The following is a 22,146-nucleotide window of genomic DNA, read 5'->3' on the forward strand; positions in this document are numbered from 1 at the left end:
ACAGATGAGCTTCTTAGTCGGCTGTTTACCACGTTTTATCTAAATCTTGAGCGTATAAGGAGATCGCTCTTTGGTACTCTTTGATCGCATCGCTATTGGTCGTAGAAACCAACAACTCAAGTAACAGAGATGTTGCCTCTTTATGGCGACCTAAATTATACAAACACATCGCGTAGAAAGGCTGAACTTCAAGGGACTCAGGATACTCTGCCATCGTCTGTTCGAAATAGCTTAAAGCTTCTGCATAAAGGCCTAGGCTTCGATAAGTACTCGCCAACCCGAAAAGCGCATCAAAGCGTTCTGTAGAAGTAAGTTCGCCCAAAAGAGACAGCAAATAATGCTCGATAGCCTGCTGTTCTTTACCTTGGTTGTCGTAAGACCAAGCTATCTGCAAGTGCGCTTTCGCGGCATACTTTTCATCATCGAGCAGTGTCGCCAGCAAGTCTCGTGACTCTTGATACTTGGCTTCTTTACGCAACTCGATGGCTTGTTTGATAATGGTGTCCATAACTCTCCCTGACGCTTAAGCGCTGTGCTAGGCGTTCATTTCCTCGAACATCTGTTTGTAAGATTGAGTTTGCAGTGCTGATTGGGTCAGCCCAAACCGACTGGCTAAGAACTCCAACTCATCTTTATAAACCGATAACTTAGACTCATCGTCCGTCATGATAGCGAACTCTGCAAAATCACCGATACCCGTTAATGAGTCGACAGTAATATGAAATTCGCCCACAAAGTAAATACTGCGCGTCTTCTGCGCTTTTAGAATCACTTCGTAACCCAAGTTTTCAAGCATACTCTTAGCATTCGACGCATCGGTGATGTTTGTCGCTTCGCATCGGTCAGACTCTGGGCCTTTTACAATCCATAGCTTAATACCCGACGGTTCCATTGTGCGAATGCACAAGCTTTTGTTTTGAGCGTGTAAGCTTCTGTCTGGGCTATCGAAATACCAATCGCACTCAAGGTTATCTTGGAGCATCACTTCATGGGGAATAAGACTCAATGTCTTCAAGAATTCTGATTTAGAATCGAGGCGATATTTAAGCTCGACTTCGTACTTACCTTGGAAATGGTCGTTAGTCATATACTAGCTCAGTGCAAAAAAGGGATACTAGCACACTAACAGAACCTGAAATACAAACTGGCGCACAACACAAACCAAAGTAGTGGAACTATACACGGCAAGCCAATACACGCTGCCATTCATCTTGGTTCATTGCCCCTTTCGGAAGGTAGATATTGCGTTTTTGCATCGCACCTTTCGTGTAGGAAAGCTTGATGAATGAACCAATTTCAAACGGAAGAAAGCTGCGCTGTAAAGTCACATCACAAGCAACTCCATTTAAATGTAAATAACCGTTCGAGATTTCAAATGAGCTATCGCGAAGCTTCCACCACAACATTAGAATTCTTATTAGTGGTGGAACACAAATTATCAGCCCTATGGTTAGCAGCGATGAACGATCACCGCCTGATATCCAATAGACAAGGCCTAATGCAATAGCAATAAACAGCAACTCTGAAAATAGGTATTTAACAAAATTTAATCGGATACGGCTAACCATGATGACTTCCTTGTAGTGAATCCAAACGTAACTCCATTTCAACCAAGCCTTTAACATCTGAAAGTTTGGTGAAGCCTTTTGATTGATAAAGCTTAATAGCGGGGTTCTCACTGAACACGCGTAGCACTAACTGAGTCGATGCTTGATTGCTTGCATGTTCGATCACTAAATCTAAACACTTTGAGCCAAGACCTTTACCTTGGTGTTCAGCTAATATCTGAAAGTCTCTGAGAAACGTGGTGTTACTGGTATAGCTGAATCGAATAACTCCAATACGGTTGCCACCAACATAAACTTCATAGTTATCCAACTCATCCCAACTTCGTAAAAACTGACTATGACCCCAAGCGATGTCACGAGCCTGATAGTAACTCGCCATATTCGTTTTGGTGATGAGCTCAGCGAATTGAGGGTCTGAACCTTTGACCAGCTTTACTTTCATATTTTTCCCTTTGTTTTCAAACCACACCTGAATACTGCGTAGGAAAATGCCACATATCTTGAATCATTGTTGATGGTTAGCTATTTACATTCCTGCCAACTGTACTCCATTTGACGCGCAACTTTCTTGGCAAACTGTAGGCCGTTATGTACTGATACCAAATGTAAGCTCATATCTATACCTGACGAGATACCGCCAGATGTAGTGAATTTACCTGACGCCACCCACCGTTTATCACTGATCACATTTAAACTTGGGAATTGTTGCGCTAAGTTGGAGATGTCTTCCCAATGAGTGGTTACTGTTAACCCCTCAAGTAAACCTGCTTTAGCTAAAAGAAATGCACCAGTACAAACAGACACGACTTGTGAGGCCGATTCTGAAACAGAAGATATCCAATCGAGCACATTTGGCTTGTTCATTTCGTCAGTATGTACACCACCAACGACCATCAACAAATCTATTTTGGGGTGGTTATTTAACGAGTAGTCAGGCAATACCTTAAAACCACCCCGAGCTATAACCGGTTCTGCAGTTTCGGAGATTAAGAATACATTTAGATCTTCAGCACCTAAGCGCTTTGCTGTACTGAAGACTTCAAACGGGCCAGAGAAGTCGAGAACTTCTGCTTGATTATAAATATAAATTCCGATGTTCATTGCACCTCCATGTACAACTTCATTAATAATTAGAATTTACCATAAACATCTTGTTCGGCTAATTCATACAACCCATTAAGGGTTCTTAACTTTACCCATTTTAGTCAGGATGCCTTTGCCCTTCTCATAAACAAGAGATAAACCAAAGTAGACTGAAACCCACAAGACAAAATCAAGAGCGGCTAACTTGATATCAAGTGGATCTGAAAAGATGCTATAGGTGTGCCCAAACTTTGCTTCAATTGATTTAACTAAAATCACTGTAACGATAAAAATCACAATCCTCATGGGTTTTCCTATCTATATCTTTAAACTAAATCGTACACATGCGTGTGGAAATTGTTTAAGTTATTCCAAGTATATAAAGCGTTTACGGCCCTACATGTCATTGGCTTTTTCTATAAACCAAGTCCCTTGGCACGGGCCATTGGTTAAATGCCAACGGCCATCAAATCGCTTGCTGTTGCCAGTCGCTGAAAAACGATAGTCCCACTGGCGATGTTTGGCATATAACCGTAAGTCGCCGCTTTCTGTAACCCAACCTTCTAATGGTGTTCCGTTGTAGGTAAGCCTTAGTGTGGCTTTACCCTCACGAATGGTTCCGGTGATGGTTGTGCGTTCACACATATTATTGCCAGTAGTGTTAATACGGCGACCTAGCCACTCACCGTCAAAATCAGTAGAAGGCACAAATTGAGGACTATTAGGAAGTTTAGGGAACGACTCGGAGTTACTGGACCCGAACCATTGAAGTTCACGGCCAGCGAGGAAGAAGACAACAAAGCCAATTGAGACAGCGATGACAAATCCCTTTTTCATAATCTAGTCGCCTTCTTATAAAAACCAGAAGAACCCTAACATAATGAAAAGTAATGAGTTAGACAAAATAATATCAAATTTGATGTATAACACAGATTGGAGTTGGATCTTTGTTCAACCGACGAACGGATTCCGCACCTTAGGTTAAGCGCCCTTCTGGAAAAACGCTTAACTCGGCCTGCAATTCACACCAGTTCGCTTTGTAGTTTGTATAAATTTGCGCATCAATTTTGACAGGAATATCGACATCGAACGTTGATATCGCCAACTCGATATTTTCAAGAGGTTCACCTTGAACTCTGAAGCCAAGGCTTGAACCACAGTTAGAGCAGAATGTTCGTGTCGTGCCGTTTGATGCGACAAACTCTTTGAGTCGATCTTTGCCAGAAAGCCAGTTTAAGCCTTTTACACCAACTAACGTCCCGAAAGCGGCACCATGAAATTTTCGGCACATTGAACAATGGCAGTTTGCTGCTTTTTCGCTGAACCCTTCAACAGAAAAACGAACACTGCCACACAAACACGAACCTTTAAAAACTGCACTCATCCTGAGTCTCCTTCCCTTTCATACAGTGTGTTAACCCACTGGTTATTGTGGGCTCCTAACCCTTTAACGCATTACGCCAATATTGCACTGTTTTATCAGACACAGAACCAGTTTCATTCGCTGCTGCGATCAAGAAGTCACATAAGTTGGCCGCAACGTCCTCATTGCCTAACAAATATAAACTGCGAATGGCTCGTGTTAGTCGAAGCTGGTTATGATCATGATTCTTCAACCATACATGGTTGGCTGAGCTAAGTGGCAACAAAGACGATATCTCACTTCCATCTCGCTGCATTCCCCAAAACTCAAGCATCAGGTCAAGCACTTGTAGATGAGCAGTACGAAGCTCTTCTGAATTAGCAAAAATCGCCCTATCTTCTTGAGTCACCAACGGGGCATGTTGATTAAACTTAGTCCCTTCATCGATTGGAAAAAACACTTGGATGTACTTATGGTCGTGTTCCAACCAAAAGTGATTATAAGCTAACAACTGTTCAATATTACGACCAAATTTGTCTGGCACTTCACCAGAGATAAAGCGAGCAATCTCACTCATTTTTAAAATCCTACCGATTATATTTTGCTTGCGGGTTTCCGCTAAATACTGGGAGTTGCGGTTAAAATCTCAGAAGAGCCCACTGATGCTATTAGAGATTTATTCTGATCGATAACCAAACCGAGCCAAGTAATGCCAGATCTTCTTTACGTCTTGTTGGTCATAACCTTGCTCTGTCACGGCTAGCCCCAGTATTTTCGCATTGATCTTGCCGTTTACTGCTAACTTTTTTGCGAGTTCTATAAACGACTGGCCGCGATAATCTGGGTAGCGGCTCATCTCTTCTAGGCTTAACTCGTAGCCATTGTGCCACTTTATCGGAACGCCCAATTTCACCGCGCGTTCTTCAATAATCGTCGAGCGGTAAATAGGGTCTAATACAAGACATTCAATATCGTCCTTCAAAGAGATAACCCCATGAACATGTGCCTCGATATAATCATCAAGTAAATCGACATTCGATGACGATGCCTTATCAATTAACGCTTTTACTCGGCTAGAAACCGCGAAGTCTTCTGGCTCAAAGAAACTGTCTGGATAACAAAACGTAGTTCGTGCCAAGGTGTCGGCTTTCAGCTGGAAATAAGAGGATCCAAAGCGGGATGAAGCGCCTGTCTCATAGTTACGGTAGTTCAGTGCGCCATATTTCGGCCTAAGCGTGTTCGGAGCATTGTCATACGCGCCGTCGAACACACGCTTTTCCCATAACCAACGATCACCACCGGGGTAAGCCGTCATACCACCATTACTGGTACCTGTTTCAAATTGAGACTTCAAACATCCATCGTCAGCCATCGCTTCGAGCAAAGGTATATTGTCAGACGTATAACGATCGGGGTGGAAGTTGATCGTCACCGCGCAACTCGTTAAACAATCCGTGCCTTGTGATTTCAATCGGATATTTTCGATTGCTTGCTCTACTGCGTTGCCAACCATGAAGTCTCCTATTTTCGAAAAAGAATACTGCGCCGACTAAACAAGTGGTACAACGCAGACAATAAACTTAACCCATTAAGATATGAACACAAAGCCTAGTTTAAAGATTGCCTGCCAAGTGTTAGATGTCAGACTGTTTGAATAACTCTGGTGAGGTTTCCGAGTTTACTTTTCTACAAAACGACACTGGGACTCTGCGACACATTTTGGTTCTGCTGCATGTTCAGGGAATCGTTCGTGAAGAAGACACAATGCATCCGTTGGTCTTGCTCTTGATCTGGCGTAGCGTATGAGTTTTAGACTTAAGCCAACAACCAGTGTGTTATTAACTGAGTACTAAAACCTGGACGACTAAAAGAGATAGGCAATATATGCACCAAAAGATTACATATTTCAAAGACAAAACCCTTCAGAAAGCATCCTTCGGTGCATATGATTTCAAGCGACTTACATTAGTGACTAAAGTAAGTCGCTAACATAAGAGACTAACGTAAGCGTCTCAACACAACCTGTTGGTCGAGCTCATTCTGATAGTCCGTGTAATCAAGCCCTTGATCAAATATGTACTCAGTGACAAGAGTACGAATGCACTCAACTAACGTGCTTGCTTGCCAAGGCTTTTCAAAGTAACGGTCGATACCTGCTGCATTAATCGCATTGATGGTATCAGTATGAGTGGCCTGCCCCGTAAGAAGAATTTTCTTTGTATTCGGAAAGCGGCTGTCATGGAACACGTCAGTGAGTAACTCCACACCCGTTTTCCCTGGCATCACATGATCAGACACGATGACGGTAATGTGTTCGCCTTCTGCGTCAAGTTCATCAATGAGATCAAGCACTTCTTGCGCTGATTCACAATCTTCAATATTCAGCCAACTCGCCAGCGGCTCTAAATCTTGTACCACTGCGCTCAGTACTTCTCTCTGGTCATCGACACAGATTAAATTAAGCTTCTCCATGTTCACCCTCTACTGGTAACTTGATTCTAAATACAGTTTTAGAAGCATCACTTTTCACAATGATACTTCCGCCATAACCCGCCACAATCCGCTTAACTATTGATAAACCCAAGCCCAATCCAAACGATAAACCACCTTTTTTAGTGGTGAAGTTCGGCTGAAATATCTTTCTACGAGTCACCTCGTCTATCTCAGGGCCGTTATTCGTGATCGTAACTAATATTCTTTTCTTACTTAATCTGGTTTGAATCTCTATTGCAGCATCGTCTGAATTCGACATTGCATCACAAGCATTCTTTACAATGTTGACCCAAATCTGAACGAGCTCTGTTTTCGAGCCTTTAAAAGACGGTAAATCCGCAGGGCTCAATCGCACAGACACTCTACGTAACTCACTTTGTAACAACGATAAGGCATGGTTAATGGAGTCGTTAATATCAACCGCTTCTTCGGTGTCAATATCAACTCTGCCAAGTTGTTTAACCGATTTTACGATGCCAACGGTGTGTCTAGATGCCAAACGTAAATCATGTAAATCACAGCCCATCTGCCAAAAACGAATCGCTTCTTCTGGTTTTTTCAGCCAATGTTTTGAAATAACGTCTGTTGCAGATAAAGCGTCAATTGGAATCGCTTTGGCAAGAGAGCGAGCTATGTTTTTGTCTAAACCATATTTTCTTTCAAATTGTCGCCCACGTGTTCGTGCTTCTGACGAAGACGTTTTCTGACCATGCATTAACCCAAAATCGAAAAATTGACTGGCTTCTGGATGGACTTCTTCAAGCAGATCCATGATGACCGTTTCAAGTCGGCCAGATTTACTATTTACTACACCAATAGCGTTGTTAAGTTCATGAGCTATCCCTGCAGCTAATTGACCCAAAGTCGTCATTTGCTCAGCAGTATGTAACTTCTCTAGCGCTTTTTGTTTCGCTATCGCTTCTTGTGTAGCGCGGCGTTGACGACGCGACAACTCATTGACAATCACAGGTGTGAACTGTGCGGTAAGAGGACCAAATTTACGTTCATCTTCTGCCGGCGTGTCTTTATCGATCCACGCTAACTCAACATCGGTTTTAGCAACAACCGTTGAAGATGCTGTCCAATTACCTGAAAAGAAGCTATGAACGCCTATAAAAGCCCCACTACCCGCGCTAAACACTCGCACTTGCGGTGTATTCGCTTCGGAATAAAATCCTTCCAGTTCTCCACTAAACACATAATATAAACGAGTGTTTAACGCTGATTGTTCAATAATGGTGTTACCGGCACGGCACGTCACCCGACGCTCTGTCTGATTAAAATAACGATCGATAAGTGCTTCTAGTTTTTGTTGATACACGTATCGTTATCCTATGTGACCAATTGAATGTAGCACCCACACCATAACAAAACTCAGTAGCACACCAACCACACCTAAAATAATACCGATTCTGGCCATTTGATTACTTTGCACATGACCTGTGGCGTGAGCCAACGCATTCGGTGGCGTACTGATTGGCAGCGACATACCTAATGAAGCGGCAAAAGTCACAACCAGAATTAACGTTAACTCACCGCCTAGTGGCGTGAGTGAAGCCATAGACGAACCTAATGCAGCCATAATTGGCATCAACAAGTTAGCCGTTGCGGTATGAGACATGAAGTTTGCCATTACCAAACACAAGAACGCCGCTCCGAACAACACCACATATGGTGAGTAAGCATCAAACGGAATGCTGTGTACCACGAGCCTTGCTAAGCCAGTTTTATCGAGAGCTAAACCAAGTGCAATACCACCTGATACAAGCCACAGTACGTCCCAAGAAATCTTTTTCAGGTCTTCTTTATTGATGATCCCTGTGAGTGAGAACACAGCGACAGGAATCAAAGCGACGGTATAAGAGTTCATGCCATGGCTTGAGCCCATTAACCAAAGAATGATGGTCAGCGCAAAAGTGACGTATACCGCAATGGCTTTGGGCGTTTTAAGGAATTTACCTTTAATGCTTAGCTCGATTTTCTTTTGGTCAGCTTTGTACATAAAGCCGATTAAAAACCACGCTAACGCCATCATAATAACGACAAACGGCACACCAAATGCCATCCATTCGCCGAACGTAATTAGGTTATCGCCAACTAAATATTTAAGTGCGATAGCGTTCGGAGGGGTGCCGATCGGGGTACCAATGCCACCGATATTAGCGGCAACAGGGATACAAAGCGCAAACGCTACACGACCGGGGTCTTTCGGACCAAACACAGCCAGTACCGGCGTTAAAATAGATAGCATCATTGCCGTTGTTGCCGTGTTAGACATAAACATCGAAAAGATACCAGTGATCAACATTAAGCCGAGCATCACAAACTTTGGGTCTTGTCCAAATGGCTTCAACAACACGCGAGCTAAGTTTACGTCTAATCGATATTTAGTGGCGGCCATTGCTAAGAAGAAACCACCTAAAAACAGCATGATGATTGGGCTAGCGAATGTCGCCATGATATCGCTGTATTTTAACAGCTCACCAAAATGTTCTTCCCCATGCTCAAACCTTAAAAAGATCAGCCCTTTATCTGACAACATCAACAATTGCAGAACGATAATAACAACAGACGTCGCGTAAATCGGGATAGGCTCGAACACCCAGCACAATGCCGCTAATAAAAAGATCGCGATAACGCGTTGTTGAATAATCGTAAGGCCTTCAAATGGAAACGCTGATAGCGGCATTACGAGGATAATGAAAGGAATTAAAATAGGGATAATGTATTTAATATAGGGGCGCATAGCACAAAAACTCTTCCTGAGATAACAACTACTTAGAAATTAGATTTACAGTTCTAATTTGGATCCGACAACGAATTATCGAACTCTTGTCACTATCTCACTCTCGGCTAGATCAATGATTACGTGATCACAACATCCCCTTTTTCGATTCTGTGCGCTACCTCTACGTTTGTATGTCATTTATTGTTGCAATTAAATTCCGAGAAACAAAAGGCAAACGTTCGCCTTTACGTGGGAGACCCGTAAACTTCGGCGCTTGCACCGTTGCAGACAACTCGCCTAAAACTTCAATCTCAGTTTGGTCTATCGGCTCACTCGTTTTACGCCAGACATTGTCTGATTTAGCGAAATACCCATTCAGATAATTCGCAGTCAAATAAGCTTTAAAGAATGAGGTGGTGGATTCTGGCACTACTATAAAGTGCCTTTTTCAGTAGTTGGTCGCTTGTCATGTTTCCTCCTTGAAACTGATTCTGGATAGAAGTAAATAAAACGCTCCTGTCTGAAAATTGTACCCAAAGCAATGAACCCAACCTTTAATTCAAAAAGTTAGGTATTGAGAATCACACTAGATAACTTTGTTACACCAACACTTCATCGTAAGTACTGATTGATTTTAGTGCCCCACTTAAGTCATTTCTCGTATTAAACTCATGCTTAACAGCAATAACGTCGCAACCACTAGATCTACCAGCACAAATACCAGCAGTTGAATCTTCAAACACGACTGCATGTTCAGCTGATACGTTTAGATTTTGGAGTGCAAGGTTATACGCTTCAGGATCTGGCTTGTGCTTAGTTACGTGCTCTTGAGTGATTACAAGATCAAAAACATTGTCCAGTTGTAACGAAGTTAAAATATTATCGACCATCCATGTCGCAGCCGAGCTTACGACACCACATCTCTTACCTTCTTTTTTAAGATGTTCAATATACGATTTAGCGCCAATATTTAGCTCTAGCTCTTCACCTAACATCCGTTCGTAGTGGGTTCGAAAACAACGGTTAAATTCAGCTAGGTCTGGGGAAATCCCCACATGGTCGAAAAAGTGCCCAGTCACTACCTGCCAATTTTCTCCCATGACATCTTTGTATATGTTGTAGTCCACTTGAACGTCATAATCTGCACAAGCTAGTGCTAATGCTTTGCCCTTTAACGGCTCTGAATTTACTAATGTTCCATCCATATCGAACAGATAAACTTCATAATCTTTCAATTTATTCTCCATGTTAACTTGTACAAAACCGCTGCACGTAAAAATCCCATTTAAAACATCTAGAGGAACTTAAATAACAGCTCATGCAGTAATATGTTTACTACATAGTAAATTCAATGTTCAAACCAACTTTGAACTATGTAATCTACTCAAATACTTCTCTATAAACTCTATATCTGCACGATAAAAATCACCAAGAGGTATTCGCTGAGGGCTCTAGCCAATAGAAAGTTTGCTGTCTATCTGCGTCGACCATTTTCGGTTCATTACTTAGATCAGCACGCAAAACGACGTAGTGAATCTCACCACTGAAATCGCTCTGACCTTTATGAGTGCCGAGCAGTTGTAAATCTTTAAGACCTGTTTCTTCCCACAACTCTCTAATTGCGGCTTGGCTACCCGACTCACCGGGATCAACTGAACCCCCAGGGAACTCAAAGGCCATACCTTGGCGATGTCTAAAACGCTTTTGGATTAAGACTTTTCCTTCTCTTACAACCACCGCCATAGCTATGTTTTTCATGTGAGCTTTCCTTGTTACTCTCTATGCACAAAATACTGAGTCTGCAAACCAAGCAAACTACTTATTAGCCATACACTAATTAATGGTATATCATACTCAAAAGTACATTTGGAGGATAAATCCTATGCTAATGGTTCTTAACACTCGAAACTTCGACCACAAAAAAAGCATACGGCTATAACCGAATTATTATGGACGCAAATAACGCTCAAGTAGAACGTGCAAATATTGAAGATCCAAAGTCCATAATTTCAATTGTGCGATTTAGCTACTCCCAAAATAAACAAATTATCATCGAGAAATTCGAAAACATCAGTGTGAAAGACATCACTACCAAAAACTTCGATTATCAAGACGATAAAGCAGGCATTCTATTTTTTGGTGACTGTATATCAATAGAAATGGTTAACAAAGATTCGGCCGCAATTCTATATCCAAAGGCTTTCAACAAACTAGGTAACTTTAACCAGTTCACTCTAAAGTGGTCATGATATGGCTGACTCCGAATCAAGTAGTGATCGTCACTAGCGCCAGACTAACTCATTGAACCTTAAAAAAACTAAGCAAATAAATCTAAATTACCAAGCGTTGGAAATCTTTCTCATACGCTTTGTTAACAGTATACTTCCACCTTATTGCTCTATGAATAAATGAATATCTATAGAGGAGCTTAGTGACGACTTTTTGCGTCGATATTCATTGATAGCATGCTCGCTATTGGTTTTATCTTTTGGCGGAACCGGAATATCAGGTAACTCTTGAACCCGATATTTGCACTCTTTAGCAACTAAGTTGCGATCATTTAGGTCGCAGATATTGTCCATTAACTTTGATAGTTCATCTTGAACATCATCAATTTTTTCAACAATATCGGAAGCAAGCATAGCGCCGTTAGCACCACTTTTTATTCTCTCTAGTTGATTCATAACTTTATGAACAGAACCAATTATTCCAGTCCTTGCCTCTACTCGAATAACATCATGATGTTTTGCTTTAGTTTGATACAAAGACTCCGAAATGATTGCATCTGACAACCATTTGGCATCCGAATGTAGTAATTGAAGACCTTCTCTGAAGTCTTTGTATGAGCTAATACCTTGTAGTAAAAGCATTAACGTACCAATTACCGTAACTCGTGCTTTAATTGATCCTTCTTCAAACTCAATATTTATATCAAGACCATCAGATAAGAAAAACTCTGTACGACTAAGCGCAAACGCTCTTAGGTTTTCTTTGAATGCTTCAAGTTGTTCTTCAGTCTCAATTCCCGTTGGCTCCACGTGAATATAAGCCTGACTCAGAATATTTTTATTTATGTAATCAGCCACGAAAATCCCTCAATGCTGTCTAGTTCTGATGTAATCTATCTTAATCGACTTACTTTATTTATAACAACAACTTATCATTCTTAGTTTGTGATTGAACGAGAAAATGTAGAATTTTTCTATCTAACAGAATTAAATGTAGAAAAGTTGAGAGCTGTGCTTAGTAGTATTGTTAAAACAAGTTTGCTATTGATAATAAAGACAATATTTAACTTATAAAAATTTGGTTATTTACTCATTTGTAATTAAGATAAAAACAGAAAAATATCGAGATTAACTTAGAGAAAATTATTCTCTAGATTCAAACAAAGCGGATTTTAATAACTCCCTCCTCTTCATATGTTTACGATAAATAATAAAATTACATTTTATAAAAACAATTTGATCAATAAGGGTTTTTGTAAACTTTGAATTACATACTCTAAAAATAAATCTCCCTGATAAACTTGTCATAAATCCAAATGCTCTTCCAATCTTGATTCGCAACACATGGCATTAGTGTGTTGCATATAGACTTCCTATAAAGCCGTTGGGAAGAAGGAGTTTATATTAAAATCAGGAACGAAAAATGAACCAACAACGTCAACTAAGCTGGAAAATAGCAGCTATTCTAGGTACATCTTTTGGCTTTAATGCACACGCTGCAGAAATGGTCAGAGTCGATAACGATACACTGCTACAACAAAGCCTCGTCGCGCAGTCGAAGAGTGTTGCCCCACTAGAATTAGGTTTTTCTGAAATAAAACGGGTGGTGTTACCCAATGGGAAAACGAAAGTCCGCTATCAACAAACTCACCTAGGTTTACCCGTCTTTGATACCTCCGTTGTCGCCACCCTTTCTAAGAACCAACCCACTCAGGTATTTGGCTCAATGGCACAAGGGATCAGTGGTGACCTATCTAGCATCGCGCCAAAGCTGAATCAGGAACAAGCGATTGAAGCCGCACTGTCTGCTCACCGCACGTTTACTGTCGGCAAAAAGTCGATTGAGAACAAAAATGCAAAACTCATGGTGAGATTGGATGAGAACCAAACCGCACAAATGGTGTATCTGGTCGATTTCTTTATCGCTTCCTCTTATCCAGAGCGCCCTTTTTACTTTATTGATGCCATGACTGGCGAGGTAATCCAAAAATGGAATGGATTAAACCATGCTAAATCGTCTGGTACTGGCCCGGGTGGTAACCTCAAAACCACTCGATATGAATATGGCAGTGACTTCCCTAGCTTTCCCATCGACAAAACAGGCACGACGTGTAAGTTAGAAAACGATTCGGTTAAGACGGTCAACTTGAACCACGGAACATCTGGCAGCGCAGCCTACAGTTACAACTGTGCCGATGGAACCAACTACACCGATCATAAATACATTAACGGTGCTTACTCGCCTCTTAACGATGCGCACTACTTCGGTAATGTCGTGTTTGATATGTACAAAGAGTGGATGAACACCTCGCCGTTAACTTTCCAGCTAACGATGCGTGTTCACTACAGCTCGAATTACGAGAATGCATTTTGGAATGGTTCATCAATGACCTTTGGCGATGGTGGCAGCACCTTTTATCCGTTGGTCGATATTAACGTGAGCGCTCACGAAGTCAGCCACGGGTTCACAGAACAGAACTCGGGGCTTGTTTACAGAAACATGTCGGGCGGTATTAACGAAGCCTTCTCCGATATTGCAGGTGAAGCGGCCGAATATTACTTGCGTGGCAATGTGGATTGGATTGTTGGTAGCGATATATTCAAATCGGAAGGCGGTTTGCGTTACTTTGATCAACCATCAAAAGATGGCCGCTCGATTGACCATGCCTCGCAATATTACGACGGTTTGAACGTTCACTTGTCTAGCGGTGTTTATAACCGCGCCTTTTACCTTTTAGCGAACAAATCGGGTTGGAATGTACGTAAGGGCTTTGAAATATTCACAGTCGCAAACCAATTGTATTGGACAGCAAACAGCACCTTTGATGCCGGTGCGTGTGGCGTAGCGAAAGCTGCAGCAGACATGGGTTATGTGGTTGCCGATGTTGAAGATGCCTTTAATACCGTAGGCGTGAATGCAAGCTGTGGTGTAACACCTCCAACTGGCAATGTGCTAACGAAAGGCACACCGATTGCGAACCTAAGCGGAAACCAATCCTCAGAGAGCTTCTACACCTTCACTGTAGATTCTGCATCAAGCGTGACGGTTTCAATGTCTGGCGGTTCAGGCGATGCCGACCTTTACGTGAAATCAGGCAGCAAACCAACCACATCCAGTTACGACTGTCGCCCCTATCGTGCTGGCAACAATGAGCAGTGCAGTGTGAGCGCGCAACCGGGCGTGACTTATCATGTGTTGCTGCGTGGATACTCGAACTACTCTGGCCTCACATTGCGTTTAGATTGAGTTAGAACGTAATGCTGAAGGTAGCAACCAATAACAAAGCCTACTCACATGAGTAGGCTTCATTGTTTATTAAGCGATGGATTGTTCTATAGACTGAGACGACCTCTTAAGATGCCGAATTGATCACGCAGACAGTTTTAAGATCTCACTGGTAAACAACTCTCTTAGCCATCGGTTTACGATGTCGTCGTTACGGTTACTGTGCCAATACACGCTCAGTGACGGTTTGGTGTACTCGAACGGCAGATCTAACATCTTTATTTTTTCTTCATCAAAATACGCTTTCGCCACACTTTTGGGGAAGGTTGCGATCCAATCACTGTTGTAGATGGTTTCAGAGAAGTCAGCGATCGAATTCAGCTTTCTTGCTACTTTCCGCTCTGAAAAGATTGGGCTGTGAAACTCGGAGAGCTGGTTTACTCGGTAGTTATCATGCGTGAGCGCCACATGCTTTTCTGAAAGGTATTGCTCTAAGCTGACTTGCTCGCCGATGGTAGAGTGGTTTTGGCTACACACGATACATAACTCATCGCTCCATACCTCTTGGCTTAATAACGTTGGATGGGCGCTAGTTAAGTCGACAACAAGGTCGATCTTTTTCTCACGAATGTCGGTCGCCATGTCTTCTTTGATGTTCACTATTTCAATCACGCAGTCTGGTGCTTCTTTTTGAATCCTATCCAGAACTTGCGGCAGCGTCACACTGCTTGAAATGCTCATAGCGGCAATTCGAAACGTGTAACTGCACTCTTTGGGTTCAAAGTCGTGTGTTTCAGGCAACGAATGAGAGACAAGTTTGTGCGCTTGCTTGAAGATTGGGTACAAGTCGTTAGCAACAGGCGTAGGTTCAAGCGTGTACGATTTTCTAACGAAAAGCAGATCGCGATACTCGTCTCGAAGTTGCTTCAAGTGAGCACTGAGGCTGGGTTGTGAGATGTTGAGCCGCTCTGCTGCGTACGTTAAGTTTCCTTCTTCATATATCGCAATAAAGTAATAGATGAGGTTGAGGTTAAATCGTTTCATTCGAGCTCTTCAGGCAGTCATGTATTTAAATAAGCGATATAAATAATATCGTTTAAATGACTGTGAATTATCGCTTTCCATTCCCATATTTTAGTTATGGTTATGACAGAACATTGTTAAAACGGCAAATAAAAATTAAGCGAACTAGTACGGTAGTATTTAAGGAGCAAGAGCCAAAGAATATGTAACAGATTGGTTTTTATAAAGATATAGGTTTTCCTGATATCTAGTATAGGCGTGACGTTATATTAGAAGACGGTTGAGTTTGACATAATTCCCGGTTCCTAAATATACACATGTAGAAACAGAGAATGATGAACCGATTTGCAAAACCGATAATAATCTCAATGAGCCTTGTGACCTTATTTGGTTGTGTGGGCAGCAATGCCGTAACCGGAAAACTAATGGAATTTAACGTTAAAGCCGTTGATAACCGTTACGCTCGTGGTGGCCTAAACATGTTACTTGCCCCTGCTTACGGTATTACCGTTGCCGCCGATTACATCGTATTTAACTCGCTGGAATTCTGGACGGGTAAGAACCCAATCAACAAGAAACCACACATCTTTGATAGCAAAGTTGATACCTACATTGATGTTAATGACCAATTGGATGACAGCCTAACTGAAGCGCCGATCGACCCGCTGGCAAAGCATGTGATTGACCACAGCGAAATGAAAGTACTTAACCAAGACGAAATCGCAATTGAGCTAACCTACAACGACGGTACTCGCGCGACTCTAACGGGTCAACGTTTCGGTGATGAAGTTCACTACTCTATTGATAACCAAGTTATCGCAAAAACAAGCCTGGAAGAGATGCAGATGTACATGGCATCCGCAGAGCAATCACAGGGCTAACAGCGCTTAGATAACGCGCTCTGTAATGAGATAATCGATACACCAACAACAGTCAGTCTTTATAAGCATTGCCGTTCGCTTATAAAAATAAAAGGGTTAGCCAAGCGCTAGTCCTTTTCTTATCGGCCCTACGCCAGCCAACAGATACCCTTATACCTAAGCGCGCTCTTTTGCACCTATAAACATAAACTATATAGTTAATAATTTTGTTAATTGACTACTGATTGGTTTATAAATTTGGATATATCAAGTCGTCACACACTTAATATTTTATAAATTATTTAAATTGAGATCCTGTGCTGCACAACGAAATAAAAATCAGCTGTCTAACTTTTAAACATATTCACCTTACTGATAGGTTAATCCTTATAGGGCAAATGCTCTATTAATGATAAAAATTAAAATAAGGATTATTTATGAAACCATCTTTCTCTATCAGTATGGTGCTTGCAACAACAGTGGTTGGCTTCCAGTCCTATGCAAACAATATCGACACGACAGACGCACGCTCTCTTTCAGAGAACTCCTCAACACAAAAGCAATCTTTGGCGTTGCAAATCAGTGCCCGCTACTCGGACCTTGAGCTTTCTTTAAAAGACCAGATAACAGAAAAACAGCTGTCTACACCGATAGACAAGCTTAACTCAGACAAGCCCTACTCCGCGTTTGCAAGCAAAATGCAAAAGGCTGATCTTAGCTACCGAAAAATGAAAGGGATCAACGACTTCAGTGACTCGGTGTTAGAGATTCGCATGGCCGATGAAGCGATGATTGAAGCTTGGAAAAATGGTGCAAGCCCACTGTTCGCTTACGAGCCCTCTGGTGATGATTCAAATTGGCAATACATCGAAGCGTACGATGTGTATGGACAAGTTCATGAGCTAGACGTGTACCAAATGCCCGACGTTCCTGTGTTTATTATTGATAGCAACGGATCAGAAGAACTCAAAGCAGGCTTAATGGCAATGCAGGCTGAGATGAACAAACTGGGTACTGCAACACAAATCAATTCCGACGCCAAAACCACCAGCGACAGTGAAGACAGTATAGGGAGTAAAAACAGTAAGGTTCAGAAACAAACGTTTATGGGTAAAGCGACTCGCTCGATGACGATGTCTGAACCTGAGCCATTGAACACCACACAGTTAACGAAAATCCGTTTGGCTGTCGACCAAGAACCGTGGATCTCTGGCAAAGCTGAAATCTATGCCATAGTGACGGGTGTCGATTCAAGTCGTGTAGAGCCACAGATTGATCTCGTTGAGATGCCTTATCTGGACTACGACAAACAGACGTATTACCCAAATCAAACCGTGATCTTCTGGCCTCGTTACCGTTGGGGCGCTGCCGATATGATTTTAATGGAACACGATGACGGCACCGATTATAAAGCATTAGCAAAACTGCTGGTTGAAGCTGCAGAAGAGATCTTGAAGATGATTCCTGACCCAGAAGTTCAAGGCTATGCGATCATTGCTCAGATCACAGGTAAGATCATTGATGTGATTCCTGATGGCGTATTAGTGAATGATGATGACTTTGTAGACGTGTACTACACCTTAATGCAAAACACTCCTTATGTTGATCGCCCGGGCGCTGGCGGAAATGCGGTTGCTTCATTCGCCCCTGTCACCATTTCACCGACAGAGTAAATCGTTCTTTATTAAGTTAGGGCTTAATCGCTAGGCCCTAACTCTTCATTATCGAAGGTGGGTAAAACATAAGAGATGTACTGAGAAGCTAATTACAGGGAGTAATCAAACACAATGATGTCGTCTAGAAGCGGACGAAACACATCTTTCAGCGCATCATGCTCTGGATGTGGAAGGTAGTTCTGACGGCCTTCTTCATCAGCAAACGTCATTAGTACCGAATGGGTATAACCTTGGTTTTTGTTTTCAGGGCTGTCATTGAGCCCCCACTCGACTGAAGTCACGCCTTCCACCTTGCTTGGCATCGCTACAAACAGTCCTTTCAGCTTCTCTATTTCAGAAACTTCTGCATCTTCTTTAAACTTAATCAGCAAAATATGACGAATCATTCCCGTTTCTGTTCGATTCATTGCTAGTCCTTTTCGAGTCTTCGTGTATTTGTGTGTCATTCGAGCCCACACCAGTCGCAAACTAACGTTAATAGAAAGACAAAATGCCACAGGTTACAGATACTGCCAAGGCTAGATGACTGAATTTTATAAAAGACTCTAAAACGAAAAACGCTGCACCCGAAGACACAGCATTTTCCATGGACATGGTAAGCTCATTTAAAGTGGTAAGCACATTTTAAACGTTAGTCGCGACGACCTGTAAGCTTGATCGTTTGGTTTTGATCCACATCCTTTTGGAATTGGATTCCACCGTTAGAAGCTTCATTTCTTCCTTCAAGCACTAAGTCTGATTCTACACGTTCAGCCTTAACTTGATTACCTTCACTTCTTGTCATATCGATGGTGCCTGTATAGGTTCCATCAGCAGCAAAAGCAGTATTCATTGAAAGTGCCATCAAGCCAAGTGCAATTAACTTATTCATACATCACCTCGTTGTATTTCTAACTATTTGTTCGTCTGATATCTGTGTTGCTTTGATGAGATAACTGTAGCGATGGAGCGATAACAACACGAGGAAAAGCGAGATTTACCAAATGGAAAATCAAGGGATTAGTGAACTTCTGACGCTGTGCTGTCTTAAAAACATTGGATTGCCACTATGATATTAGAGTCACATAATTTCTGGCTACTTGTCACACAGAAATTGCTGCTTATAAAAGGAACGATTTGGAGAGCCTGTGGACATCAATCTCGATATTCAAAATATCCTCGTCATCAAGCGCATGTACGAGCTTCGTAATGTTGGACTGGTAGCAGAATCGCTAGGAAAAACCGCCGGGGCGATCAGTAAAAACCTGTCAAAGTTAAAAACACAGCTCAACGACCCACTGTTCATTCAGACAAAACACGGCTTCGAACCCACAACTTTTGTCGAAGCCAATATCGAAAACTTCGAGCAAATACTGAGCAGTATTGAGGCCATCAAACACCAAGAATTCTCTCCAGAATCTTATCGAGGCAATATCAAAATCTACGCGAATACGCTGTTTTGGGAACGTTTTGGATCGAAGCTCTACTTCGCTCTCAGTAAAGAAGCCCCAAATGCTCACTACTCATTCGTGCGATGGGGTAGCAATACCAGAAACCAACTCATAGATGGTGAAGAAGCGATAGCGGTGCACTACTTTGATGAAACCTTGCCGCAGTCGATTTCTCAAATGGACTTCGGAAAAGGGAAAGTGGTGTTCTTTGTAAGAGACGATCACCCTGCGAAAGACTTTGAGTCGCTCGCCAACTATCCGACTGTTTTATTTAAAACACCTGGATGGAATGACAATAAGTACCCAATTCTGGAGCGCCTCAGAAACATTGGCTTTGAAATAAACCCTAGAGCAGATATCGATCACCCTGCGATGATTCACGATATCATGCTCAATTCAGACTATTTTGGAATTACGCTCAGTGGTAGCGTCCCAGAAGGCTGCCGTAGTATAGAACTACCTGAAAGACTCACTTTCGATGTGAGCTATGTGATGAGTTGTCGCCGTTCACAAAAAGACGCACCTTTGAATCAGTGGTTATTCCAAATGTTGAAATCTACCCTGAAAAACAAACAAGCGTAGTTCAGCTTTTAACGGGTTAACTGCTTAAAGGCTTAACTGCCTAACTCCACTACCATCCAAAAAAGAAAAGGCTCCCGAGGGAGCCTTTGATTATGTTTCTAGTGACTATTCGCTTATGTTTTTATTTTAAAATGCTTCTTCGAGCGTTTGTTCATTCTTTTTTCCTGCTTGTTTCTCGCTTATTTCTACCTCTTTCAAGCGCGCAGTAAAGTGTCTTAACACTGGCGGTTCATAGGTAAAGTCGAGCCCTTTCACTTTGCTTGCGTTCTCTTTCACTTTTTCGAACGCTTCAATAATGAAATCCATGTGGGTTTGTGTGTAAGTCGCGCGTGGAATGGTTAAGCGCAATAGCTCTGCAGGACATGGATGTTGCTCCCCCGTTACCGGGTCACGACCTTGCAATAACGAGCCAATCTCAACCGCTCTTATGCCTGCCACTTTGTACAGTTCACACGCCAAAGCATGCGCTGGGAATTGACCCGCTGGAATATGAGGAAGCAGTTTACCCGCATCGACAAACGCAGCATGACCGCCCGCTTGCTGACACACGATGCCTATCGCTTCTAAGCCATCAACCAAGTATTGAACCTGACCGATGCGATACTCCAACCAATCCTGACGCATGCCGTCGTATAGGCCAACAGCAAGGCGTTCCATTGCACCGCCCTCTAAGCCCCCATAGGTTGGGAAACCTTCTTGCACGACACACAGGGTGCGACATTCTGTGTACACATCCATGAAAGAGTCGTCTTTAAAGCACAACAAACCGCCCATTTGTACCATCGCATCTTTCTTGGCCGACATAGCCAAACCATCCGCGTATTTGTAAGACTCACGAGTGATTTGTTCGATAGTCCAATCTTGGTAACCGGCTTCACGCTGCTGAATGAAGTAAGCATTTTCAGCGTAACGAGCAGAGTCCATGATAACTGGAATATCGTACTTTTGAGCAATCTCATACACGGCTTTTAAGTTGGCGACAGACACTGGCTGTCCACCAGCAGAGTTACAAGTAATGGTACTCACAATGTAAGGAACATTGGCTGCGCCCGCTTCTAAGATCGCTTCTTCCAATTTCACGATATCAAAGTTGCCTTTGAAGTCGGCATTCACTGAGGTATCGAACGCTTCTTTGGTATAAACGTTCTTCGCCACGCAACAATTCACTTGAGTGTGCCCTTGCGTGGTATCGAAGAAGTAGTTCGACAAGGCAACCATTTTGCTGCGATCGAGTCCCTTTTCCATTTCACGCTTCTTAATCAAAACAGGAATGTAAATCTGCTCTGCGCCACGCCCTTGGTGAGTCGGAATAGTCAGCTCATAGCCGAAGATATCTTTCACCGCATTCGACAGTGCATAGTAACTGCGACTGCCACTGTAGGCTTCGTCACCCATCAGCATCGCTGCTTGCATACGTTGTGTGATTGAACCTGTACCGCTATCGGTCAGCAAATCGATGAACACATCATCACTGTCGAGTAGAAACGGATTCATGCCCGCTTCGACAATCGCTTGTTCACGGTAAGCGCGAGTCGTTCTTTTTACTGGCTCTACAACACGAATACGAAACGGTTCTGGTAGATGTTTGAAATTTTCCATAATAGTACCTTTCAACAAATTCAGCCTAAGGCGAAAAAGCCAAATTCATTATTTTTAGATGTCACGAGTCATCACCATTAATTTTATTTCACGCACGATCACACTCGTGATAATTACGATAAAAATTAATAGCTAGAAATATATTATTTAATCAATGACGTATTGATTAGTTTCCAATTAATAATGACTAAGAGACAAGAACCCCATGCACAACAATACAAACAGAAAACGCATGAGTTACGACATATCTTAAAGACAAATTTAATAGGACTGGGCAAAGCGCAAGA

24 protein-coding genes and 1 pseudogene are annotated in these 22,146 nt (G+C 42.3%); 5 read left to right on the forward strand and 20 right to left on the reverse strand.

Annotated features, from left to right (window positions below; translation table 11 throughout):
- Nucleotides 1-25: 25 nt before the first annotated feature.
- From L0992_09205 to L0992_09275, 15 genes and pseudogenes are all read right to left on the reverse strand, one after another.
- Nucleotides 26-508, reverse strand: coding sequence for a tetratricopeptide repeat protein (locus L0992_09205; GenBank protein ID XGB65903.1), 483 nt, complete (start codon nt 506-508; stop codon nt 26-28).
- 27 nt (nt 509-535) lie between these two features.
- Nucleotides 536-1,087, reverse strand: coding sequence for a class IV adenylate cyclase (gene cyaB, locus L0992_09210; protein XGB65904.1), 552 nt, complete (start codon nt 1,085-1,087; stop codon nt 536-538).
- 88 nt (nt 1,088-1,175) lie between these two features.
- A complete protein-coding gene (locus L0992_09215) occupies nt 1,176-1,568 on the reverse strand; it encodes a hypothetical protein (GenBank protein XGB65905.1) in 393 nt (130 codons plus the stop codon).
- A complete protein-coding gene (locus L0992_09220; protein XGB65906.1) occupies nt 1,561-2,010 on the reverse strand; it encodes a GNAT family N-acetyltransferase in 450 nt (149 codons plus the stop codon). Before L0992_09220 ends, L0992_09215 begins: the two co-directional genes overlap by 8 nt.
- Nucleotides 2,011-2,090: 80 nt before the next feature.
- A complete protein-coding gene (locus tag L0992_09225; GenBank protein XGB65907.1) occupies nt 2,091-2,669 on the reverse strand; it encodes a DJ-1/PfpI family protein in 579 nt (192 codons plus the stop codon).
- A gap of 75 nt (nt 2,670-2,744) precedes the next feature.
- Nucleotides 2,745-2,957, reverse strand: coding sequence for a hypothetical protein (locus tag L0992_09230; GenBank protein XGB65908.1), 213 nt, complete (start codon nt 2,955-2,957; stop codon nt 2,745-2,747).
- Between the two features lie 90 nt (nt 2,958-3,047).
- Nucleotides 3,048-3,488, reverse strand: a complete 441-nt coding sequence (locus L0992_09235; GenBank protein XGB65909.1) for a hypothetical protein — start codon at nt 3,486-3,488, stop codon at nt 3,048-3,050.
- Nucleotides 3,489-3,627: 139 nt separating this feature from the next.
- Nucleotides 3,628-4,035, reverse strand: coding sequence for a GFA family protein (locus L0992_09240; protein XGB65910.1), 408 nt, complete (start codon nt 4,033-4,035; stop codon nt 3,628-3,630).
- Between the two features lie 55 nt (nt 4,036-4,090).
- Nucleotides 4,091-4,591, reverse strand: coding sequence for a hypothetical protein (locus L0992_09245; protein ID XGB65911.1), 501 nt, complete (start codon nt 4,589-4,591; stop codon nt 4,091-4,093).
- Nucleotides 4,592-4,690: 99 nt separating this feature from the next.
- Nucleotides 4,691-5,527, reverse strand: coding sequence for a DUF3626 domain-containing protein (locus L0992_09250; protein ID XGB65912.1), 837 nt, complete (start codon nt 5,525-5,527; stop codon nt 4,691-4,693).
- A gap of 485 nt (nt 5,528-6,012) precedes the next feature.
- Nucleotides 6,013-6,486: a response regulator gene (locus tag L0992_09255; GenBank protein XGB65913.1), complete on the reverse strand. Its 474-nt coding sequence runs from the start codon at nt 6,484-6,486 to the stop codon at nt 6,013-6,015.
- A complete protein-coding gene (locus L0992_09260; protein ID XGB65914.1) occupies nt 6,473-7,828 on the reverse strand; it encodes an ATP-binding protein in 1,356 nt (451 codons plus the stop codon). Before L0992_09260 ends, L0992_09255 begins: the two co-directional genes overlap by 14 nt.
- Before the next feature lie 6 nt (nt 7,829-7,834).
- Nucleotides 7,835-9,253: an SLC13 family permease gene (locus L0992_09265; GenBank protein XGB65915.1), complete on the reverse strand. Its 1,419-nt coding sequence runs from the start codon at nt 9,251-9,253 to the stop codon at nt 7,835-7,837.
- A 581-nt stretch (nt 9,254-9,834) separates the two neighbouring features.
- A complete protein-coding gene (locus L0992_09270; GenBank protein ID XGB65916.1) occupies nt 9,835-10,482 on the reverse strand; it encodes an HAD family phosphatase in 648 nt (215 codons plus the stop codon).
- 108 nt (nt 10,483-10,590) lie between these two features.
- A pseudogene (locus tag L0992_09275) lies at nt 10,591-10,993 on the reverse strand (NUDIX hydrolase).
- A 191-nt stretch (nt 10,994-11,184) separates the two neighbouring features.
- Between L0992_09275 and L0992_09280 the strand changes: the two are divergent.
- Complete coding sequence (locus tag L0992_09280) at nt 11,185-11,484, forward strand: hypothetical protein (protein ID XGB65917.1); 300 nt, start codon at nt 11,185-11,187, stop codon at nt 11,482-11,484.
- A 141-nt stretch (nt 11,485-11,625) separates the two neighbouring features.
- Here L0992_09280 and L0992_09285 read toward each other — a convergent pair whose 3' ends face one another.
- Entirely contained in the window at nt 11,626-12,321 is a 696-nt protein-coding gene (locus L0992_09285; protein XGB65918.1) for a hypothetical protein, read from the reverse strand.
- Nucleotides 12,322-12,886: 565 nt separating this feature from the next.
- Between L0992_09285 and L0992_09290 the strand changes: the two genes are divergently transcribed.
- Nucleotides 12,887-14,710 (forward strand): M4 family metallopeptidase, encoded by a 1,824-nt coding sequence (locus L0992_09290; protein ID XGB65919.1) that lies wholly within the window; start codon nt 12,887-12,889, stop codon nt 14,708-14,710.
- A gap of 123 nt (nt 14,711-14,833) precedes the next feature.
- On the opposite strand, the gene L0992_09295 is transcribed toward L0992_09290, so the two are convergent.
- A complete protein-coding gene (locus L0992_09295; GenBank protein ID XGB65920.1) occupies nt 14,834-15,733 on the reverse strand; it encodes a LysR family transcriptional regulator in 900 nt (299 codons plus the stop codon).
- A 311-nt stretch (nt 15,734-16,044) separates the two neighbouring features.
- Between L0992_09295 and L0992_09300 the strand changes: the two genes are divergently transcribed.
- Nucleotides 16,045-16,593 carry a DUF3332 domain-containing protein gene (locus L0992_09300; protein XGB65921.1) on the forward strand — a complete coding sequence of 183 codons (549 nt, stop codon included), beginning with the start codon at nt 16,045-16,047 and terminating at the stop codon, nt 16,591-16,593.
- 416 nt (nt 16,594-17,009) lie between these two features.
- Complete coding sequence (locus L0992_09305) at nt 17,010-18,245, forward strand: DUF3103 domain-containing protein (GenBank protein ID XGB65922.1); 1,236 nt, start codon at nt 17,010-17,012, stop codon at nt 18,243-18,245.
- Nucleotides 18,246-18,337: 92 nt separating this feature from the next.
- Here the strand turns inward: L0992_09305 and L0992_09310 are convergent, their stop codons facing one another.
- A complete protein-coding gene (locus tag L0992_09310; protein ID XGB65923.1) occupies nt 18,338-18,655 on the reverse strand; it encodes a Dabb family protein in 318 nt (105 codons plus the stop codon).
- 224 nt (nt 18,656-18,879) lie between these two features.
- Nucleotides 18,880-19,119: a hypothetical protein gene (locus L0992_09315; GenBank protein XGB65924.1), complete on the reverse strand. Its 240-nt coding sequence runs from the start codon at nt 19,117-19,119 to the stop codon at nt 18,880-18,882.
- Nucleotides 19,120-19,375: 256 nt separating this feature from the next.
- Here L0992_09315 and L0992_09320 point away from each other — a divergent pair, with 256 nt between their 5' ends.
- Entirely contained in the window at nt 19,376-20,260 is an 885-nt protein-coding gene (locus tag L0992_09320) for a LysR family transcriptional regulator (protein ID XGB65925.1), read from the forward strand.
- Between the two features lie 126 nt (nt 20,261-20,386).
- Here the strand turns inward: L0992_09320 and tnaA are convergent, their stop codons facing one another.
- Complete coding sequence (gene tnaA, locus L0992_09325; GenBank protein ID XGB65926.1) at nt 20,387-21,859, reverse strand: tryptophanase; 1,473 nt, start codon at nt 21,857-21,859, stop codon at nt 20,387-20,389.
- Nucleotides 21,860-22,146 lie beyond the last annotated feature (287 nt).

The sequence above is a fragment of the Vibrio pomeroyi genome (assembly GCA_041879425.1).
Classification (GTDB): domain Bacteria; phylum Pseudomonadota; class Gammaproteobacteria; order Enterobacterales; family Vibrionaceae; genus Vibrio; species Vibrio pomeroyi_A.